This window comes from Nostoc sp., from assembly GCF_035638895.1.
GTDB lineage: Bacteria > Cyanobacteriota > Cyanobacteriia > Cyanobacteriales > Nostocaceae > Nostoc.
On the sequence record NZ_DASQZC010000391.1, the window covers coordinates 1 to 7,323 of the forward strand.

Genomic DNA, 7,323 nt, shown 5'->3' on the forward strand with positions numbered 1-7,323 from the left:
TGCGATATTTCACCACTCGATAATTTTCTGACCGTGATGCAAGGTATGACAGTGCGGCGTAGCAATGGAGATAGTATTTCCATTAGCCCTAAAGATTTGCCGGAAAATAGCGTGATTCAGGTTTTGAGTTACAAATTTTGACGAGCAGGGAAAGCAGTAGAAGATTTCTGACTCCTGTAGAGACGCGATTAATCGCGTCTCTACAGCTTTTAGAATGTATACCACTGTGGGCCAAGTTTATCTGCGTCGCTGATGGGAGTCTCAACGGCTGTCGTCTCATTTATAGTCCAAATGTTGTCTGTACCTGCTGTCTGGTCGCGCCAGTAGATGTCGGTCTTACCATCGCCGTTGAAGTCGCCAAGAGATGGTGTCAAAGCCGCGTTATTAGTCGGTAAGAAAGCTTCAGTAGCAACTGTTGTACCATCCATCAACCAAGCGGTGTTCTCACCTGTGGTTCCATTATGCCAGAAGATATCGGTCTTGCCATCACCGTTGAAATCGCCAATTTTAGAAGTCCAGGATGAGTCAAGTGTCCCTAGAGCGCCTTCTGTGACTAAGATGCCATTCATCGTCCAAACCTTGTTCTCACCTGTTTGAGCGTTTCTCCACAGCAAGTCAGTGCTTAAATCGCCATTGAAATCGCCAACGCTAGCAGTCCAGGCGGCATCTTGTGATTGCAGCGCAAATTCAGTCTTTTGTGTACCATCCATAAACCAAGCGATATTATCGCCAGTTGTCTGATTGCGCCAGAAGATGTCACTCTTGCCATTGCCGTCAAAATCAACAATGGTAGGAGTTAGTGCTGCGTCTGTTGTGTCTAAAACAGTTGCATTCAGAACGGTGGTGCCATCCATCTCCCAAATAGCGTTCTCACCAGTTTGGTTATTATGCCAGAAGATATCGGTTTTGCGATCGCCATTAAAATCGCCAATCTGAGGAGTCCAAGCTGGGTCAACGCTGCTTAGAGAAGCCGCATTAGCAACTTTTGTGCCATCTATTAGCGCAATGCTATTCTCACCGGTTGTCTTATTGCGTAATAAGAAGTCGGTTTTGCCATCAGCATTGAAGTCAGCAATTTTGTAATCATAGGCAGTTAGGTCGAAATTACCCAGAGAACCCTGCTCAACAACTTTTGTCCCATCCATCAACCGAATGATAATCTCACCGGTTGTAGAATCGACCCAAACTTTATCCGTTTTGCCATCACCGTTAAAGTCAGGAGTAATCGCCGCACTAGTTAAGTAAGGATTAGGATTGGGATTTGCTGATCCAAATGCAGACTGGGTTACCGATTCATATTGTTTTGCTTGTGAAGAACTCCTATTCACAAAACTTGAAGAATCCAAATCTGAAGAAGTTATATTATCAAAAGAAGATAACAATATTTGTGATTTTCGGAAGGAATCTGATGCCAATTTAGCTGTAGGCAAGCTTGAGGACGGGTTACTTCCAAACATGGTGTTTTTTTTATGACTGGTTGTTATATTCTTTTAACTTTTTTTTGAAACCTCTTTCTGTAACCAAATAACATTTATTAGACTTTCAATATTTCTTTATAACTATTTTTTATTTATAAATATTATTCTTTGAAGATAAATATATGCTGATTTTAAACGATTATTATGGGAATTTCAAGCTCTCTACAAACAATTGCAAAATATTTTTTGTGTTTTATATAATAATTTGCAGATAAAACTTGATTAATTTATGTCTTTTCTTTGACATTCTAAATTTTGAATTCAAACATATACATTTATATAAATGTTACTCGGTTACATTAAAATATCTACACTATGTAATCACATTAGGATTGCTATAGTAGCTTGGGTAGTAAGCCTAAATTATCGATGAATAATAAAATAGCCTGCTCCTTTTAAAAGTGGGATATCTTAACTTTTCAATAAAATTGATTATTCTCCAATAATTTATAACTTGAGTTGAAACAAATATTGGTTAGAATAACTTAGATAAGCAACTATTAAGATGCATCAATGCTTCCTCTAGTTGTCGAAAGTGTAAAATAACACAATACTTTAATACATACATCAGCTATGCAAGCAGAATATCGGCAGCGTCGTGAGCAGTTAATGGCAAAAATTGGTGATGGCACAGCCATTTTTCGCAGTGCGCCAATGGCAGTGATGCACAACGATGTCGAGTATGTTTATCGCCAAGACAGTGATTTTTTCTACTTGACTGGTTTTAATGAACCACAGGCAGTAGCGGTGTTAGCGCCGCATCATTCAGAACATCGGTTTGTGCTGTTTGTCCAACCAAAGGATCGCGAAAAGGAAGTATGGACTGGTTATCTTTCTGGGGTAGATGCAGCCAAGGAAATTTATGGTGCTGATGAAGCGTACCCCATTAGCGAGTTAGATGAAAAGTTGCCGCAGTATTTGGAAAAAGCTAGCCGGATTTACTATCACTTAGGACGCGATCGCACTTTCAATGACCAAATCCTGCGACATTACCAAAGCTTACTACGAACTTATCCTAAACGCGGTACTGGGCCGATCGCTATTGAAGATACAGGCCCTGTCCTCAACAGCATGAGATTGATCAAAAGTGAAGCTGAATTGGGGTTGATGCGTCAAGCAGTTGCGATCGCCACTGAAGCACACAATTATGCCCAAGAAATTGCCGCACCCGGACGTTATGAGTATGAAATTCAAGCGGAGATGGAACGCATCTTTCGAGTCCGGGGTGGGATGGGGCCAGCTTATCCTTCGATTGTGGCTTCCGGTGTGAATGCTTGCGTACTGCATTACATTGAAAATAATCGTCAAATGCAGGATGGAGAATTACTACTAATTGATGCCGGTTGTGCTTACGGTTATTACAACTCGGATATTACACGAACATTTCCTGTTGGGGGTAAATTTACGCCAGAACAAAAGACGCTGTATGAGATTGTATTGGAGGCGCAAAAACAAGCGATCGCTCAAGTAAAACCAGGTAATCCCTTCAAATTAGTTCATGATACAGCAGTGCGCGTTCTCACCGAAGGTTTAGTTGAACTTGGCATCCTCAAAGGTGAAATTGATAAGTTAATTGAAGAAGAGAAATATAAGCCATATTATATGCACCGCACCAGTCATTGGTTAGGTTTAGATGTCCATGATGTAGGTGTTTACCAGCACGGTGAAGATAAACCACAGATTTTACAACCAGGCCAAATTTTGACAGTGGAACCGGGACTATATATTGTGCCTGACACCAAACTAGCAGAAGACCAACCAGAGACCGATCCTCGATGGATTGGCATTGGTATTCGGATTGAGGATGATGTGTTAGTTACATCTGATGGACATGAGGTGTTAACTGCGGGAGTTCCCAAAGCAGTGGATGAAGTGGAAAGATAAAAAAGGGAGAAGGAGGGCTAATTTCAAAGTCTCTCTCCCAAATTGGGAGACGTTAGAAAACCCGGCTTCAACAAAGTAAGCCGGGGTAATTCATGCACTTATAAAAAATGATAGTTAAACCTTAGCCGTGCATAGGGGGTGAAATGAGCATCCATTTCGAAACTTACGCGCTTGGACTTGATGACCTGTTTTCAACATCCTTTCTACCTGCGAGAAACCTGTACCAATTGAAGCCTCTGAAATTTAGAAGCCTCAAACCACTGCTGTGCCGTACAAAAAAGCTGTATCAAATAACTTATAGGTTAATTGGTACTTTAAGAATTGCCAGAAATATTGATGGACAGAATGCTTACACAGCAAGGATTACAGCCAAGCGTGTAAGTTTCTGCACGGATGCTCATTTGACCCCTTCAATATTGTCAAATCGGTACTCTTTGCTGCTTGACTGAGAATAGGACTCGCCAAAGCTGACCCAGAGATACAGAGCCTTGCTCCTGAACAAAAACCAAGGGCAAGAGAGCAGCCGTCCGTAGGACGGCTGAAAGAACAAACAGTCCCAGTAAGCCACCGGCACCAGGCAGAGTCGCGAGAAAGCTACCAGCTATGATTCCCATTGCTCCAGTGACACCAGCTACTGCTCCGGCGATCGCGAAGTAAGTGGATTGATTAGTCACTGGTGCCACTCCCATCATCAAATTGTTGGTACACAGGTCTATGGCCGCCCACGTCCCAGATCCCAGCAAGTGTAAAAAGGGTAACCATATCCAAAGAGAAATTGAATCATTGCCAGCTACTAGCCATAATAGAGGCGTCACCGCCACCAAGATTCCTACTAATAACATGATGGGACGATTCCCAATCCGGTCAGACAGTTTACCCCAGAAAACCAGCAGCAGCATATTAGCACCAGATCCTAAACCGTTATAGATTGTTACTAAGCTGACATCTATATTTAGGTCATCTAGCATGTAGAGATTAAAGAAGGGAGCGCTGACGTTAACGGCAAAGCACCAAATTGCAAGGTAAAGCAGTAACTTCAAAAAATTGGGGTCATTGAGGAAGCGAAGATGTATCCCGCTGCGGTATGGTTGGGGTATATCTGACCCCACGACTTTTAAAAGCTGCGGGTTCACATCGCTCATCCAGAACTGACAGCCCTGACTAAGCAGCCCAATCGCAATTCCTAGAACCAAGATTGCACCGTAGCCTTGGAGCGTTCCACTAGGCCAGATCGATACTGCTAGACCCAGCAACGGCACACCGATGAGATTCATCAAACTGAGAACACTATTGCGAAAGCCAAAATACCGCCCCCGCAACCGCCCAGGTACTAACACAGCCGTCCAGGTCATCCAGGGAGCACGGGCGAAAGCTTCAATGATATTAGCCACTAACATAATTCCCAATGTCAACAGCACCACTTGGTGCTTAGTGATATGGTTAGATGAGCTGACCAACCAAATCGCTGGCACAAGAATTATCCACAGTAGCCGCGCCGGGATGAAAATGCTCATGCAATACCAGTTGAAGCTGGTACTTCGTTCTACCAAATAAGCTCCCAGAGGTTGGAGCAGATTCACCAACTGAGGAATAGAGGCGAGCAAACCAATTTCTAGTGGCCCGGCACCCAGCTCTAGCAAGAAATTACTGAGCAACGCTGAACCAATGATGCTGTAAAAAACCGCAGCGAAGAGACTCTCGAGAGTTAATGCCCTGAGACTTGTGCGAATTTGCGGTTTGGAAAGTTTAATAGGCAGATTTGTGGGAAGAATTACCGTCTCTGTTAATTCCCTATCCTCTGGGATTTCCTGAATGGGGAGAGGGATCTTTGTTAATAAGCTTTCGTCTTCTACTTCCTGGAACATACTGAATAGCCAAAATTTAAAAAGAGTTAACGCGGCCTCAATTGCTGGTTTAATCTAGAGAACAGTAGGCGTGCATCAGCCTACTGGGACAATCTTTTTGAAAATACGTTAGGGAATGAGGGGTTATTAGCCCTGTTGTGTCACCTTATCAATAGTATAATAATATACAAAAATATCATTAAGATACAGAGTATGGTAGAGCTTCGCTCACCCGTACAAACCATCAACTTTGTGGACGAATATTGTCTGTTGTATAAAAAGCTGTTTTCAGATGTTAGGCTTTTTGAAGCATTTAAGTATCTACATATAGGAATATAGGATGTATTTCTGATTTAAAACCCAAAAGCCTCCCCCAAATAGCAAAAATTGTCGGATTAGATAACTATCAGGGCAAACGCATGGGATTTCTAAAACCCCTGCTGGATAAGGATCTTGACGAAAAAATAGGCTCAATTAAAAAACGCCGAAACCCTTGCTATTAAAAGATTTTTATACTTTAGATGCGTTTGCCCTGAGATAACTATCAAGCGCTACATCATTTCTTAACAAGATCATCTTGGGATGTAGAGAAGTTAAAAGCTTTGCGTTTAGAACTAATTTTACAGATACTAAAAGGTAGACCAATCATTTTAATTAGTGATGAGACAGGAGATAGAAAGAAAGGAACTAAGATTGATCTATGTTAGTTGTGATTTAGATAGACTAGGGCTACAGTAAGGAGAAGTTCACCCAAGCCTTTTTGCAGGTTTGTGGTGCCAAAGTTGAAATTATTAAGTGAACCGAAGCATAATTTAACGTATTGCCAAAAGTCGGGTTGTCGAGTGTACATTTGGGTGGTTTCGCTGGTTGCATGGCACAAACCACGGACTATGAACTATTGCCAGGCGTGAGCGAGTTGATGAGCGAAACGGCAATAGTGCGCTTAATGTTGAAGCCCCTTGCTGCCTAAAGAGAACCTTTATAAATCAGCTCTTATATGGAGTCACAACAGTTTGGAGAAAGTCTATATGTTTCACAAGATTCTAGTTGCAGTCGACACCTCTGCATCCGCCAAGGATGTCTTTAACAAAGCCTTATTTTTAGCAAAAGCGAGCAAGGGCAGCCTTATGCTGTTGCATGTTCTGTCGGGTGAAGAACAGGCGAGAGTAAATATACCTATACTTCCCAGGCAGGATTACTATCCATATCCCGTAATGAGTAAAAAAACTTTGGAGTTCAATCACCAGCGGTGGGAGGTTTTGGAAAAGCAAGGTCTAGAGCTACTACAATCGTGTACGGATGAAGCAACTCTAGCAGGCGTGAGTACAGAATTCATCCAATCCCCTGGTAATCCTGGTCAAACCATCTGTAACTTAGCCTCTACGTGGGGTGCTGACTTAATCCTAGTTGGACGTCAGGGTTTATCTGGTTTGAGTGAGTTAGCCTTGGGCAGTGTCAGCAATTACGTACTCCACAATGCTCCCTGCTCAGTCCTGACTATGCAACACATATCAAAAATGAATACTGAATCTGCTCAAGACGAATGAAGCAGAGTTAATGCATCGGATTGATATAATTAGAGATATTCAGGGAGTGAAACCATTGCATATTTATCAGAGCGCTCTGATATGCCGAACAAAACACCCTAAAAAGTCTTGGAAGTGAAGGAAAAAAGATATTTTGGTTCCTTTAACCTCGACAAGCCAAACTACAAGTAGGTAACTGGTGACAAGAAAACACTATAGTACCTCAAACGTATCGGCTCAATAATTAGGGGTATGCGGAGGAAAATAAGGTGGGCGAGGTAGACACAGTGTCATATTTTATGACACATGACGCAAAAGCAAAAGCTTCTTTCGAGTGACAAGTCAGCATCAGAGTTACTGCAAACCATCGACCCTTCAGGTATTGCAGATGAATCAATACGTTGCACCGTAGAGATATTATTGAACCTCGTAGAGGAATTAAACTCAAAGGTTAAAAACTTGGAGTCAGAAAATCAAGGGTTGCGGGATGAGAGTGATGTGAGAAAACAGCCGTTTAAGACAAAATCTTGCTCGATTACATCGCAAGCTTAAGGCAATGGCAACGAGAACACCGCAGGCATCGCATGATTC

General features: G+C 42.3%; 5 protein-coding genes and 2 pseudogenes. 5 read left to right on the forward strand and 2 right to left on the reverse strand.

What is annotated here, in order from left to right; genetic code table 11:
* Window positions 1–141, forward strand: a pseudogene (locus VE944_RS19270) (MBL fold metallo-hydrolase); the annotation flags it as partial.
* 68 nt (window positions 142–209) lie between these two features.
* Here the strand turns inward: VE944_RS19270 and VE944_RS19275 are convergent.
* On the reverse strand, window positions 210–1,457 hold the full coding sequence (locus VE944_RS19275) for an FG-GAP repeat domain-containing protein (protein WP_324980379.1): 1,248 nt from the start codon (window positions 1,455–1,457) through the stop codon (window positions 210–212).
* Between the two features lie 594 nt (window positions 1,458–2,051).
* Between VE944_RS19275 and VE944_RS19280 the strand changes: the two genes are divergently transcribed.
* Window positions 2,052–3,362, forward strand: a complete 1,311-nt coding sequence (locus VE944_RS19280) for an aminopeptidase P N-terminal domain-containing protein (protein WP_324980382.1) — start codon at window positions 2,052–2,054, stop codon at window positions 3,360–3,362.
* Between the two features lie 419 nt (window positions 3,363–3,781).
* Here the strand turns inward: VE944_RS19280 and VE944_RS19285 are convergent, their stop codons facing one another.
* Complete coding sequence (locus tag VE944_RS19285; RefSeq protein ID WP_324980385.1) at window positions 3,782–5,227, reverse strand: MFS transporter; 1,446 nt, start codon at window positions 5,225–5,227, stop codon at window positions 3,782–3,784.
* A 192-nt stretch (window positions 5,228–5,419) separates the two neighbouring features.
* Between VE944_RS19285 and VE944_RS34165 the strand changes: the two are divergent.
* The 3 genes and pseudogenes from VE944_RS34165 to VE944_RS19305 all read left to right on the forward strand — a co-directional run.
* Window positions 5,420–5,904 (forward strand): annotated as a pseudogene (locus tag VE944_RS34165) (transposase); the annotation flags it as partial.
* A 330-nt stretch (window positions 5,905–6,234) separates the two neighbouring features.
* A complete protein-coding gene (locus VE944_RS19300; RefSeq protein ID WP_324980388.1) occupies window positions 6,235–6,753 on the forward strand; it encodes a universal stress protein in 519 nt (172 codons plus the stop codon).
* A 285-nt stretch (window positions 6,754–7,038) separates the two neighbouring features.
* Window positions 7,039–7,284, forward strand: coding sequence for a hypothetical protein (locus VE944_RS19305; RefSeq protein ID WP_324980391.1), 246 nt, complete (start codon window positions 7,039–7,041; stop codon window positions 7,282–7,284).
* Window positions 7,285–7,323: the final 39 nt, after the last annotated feature.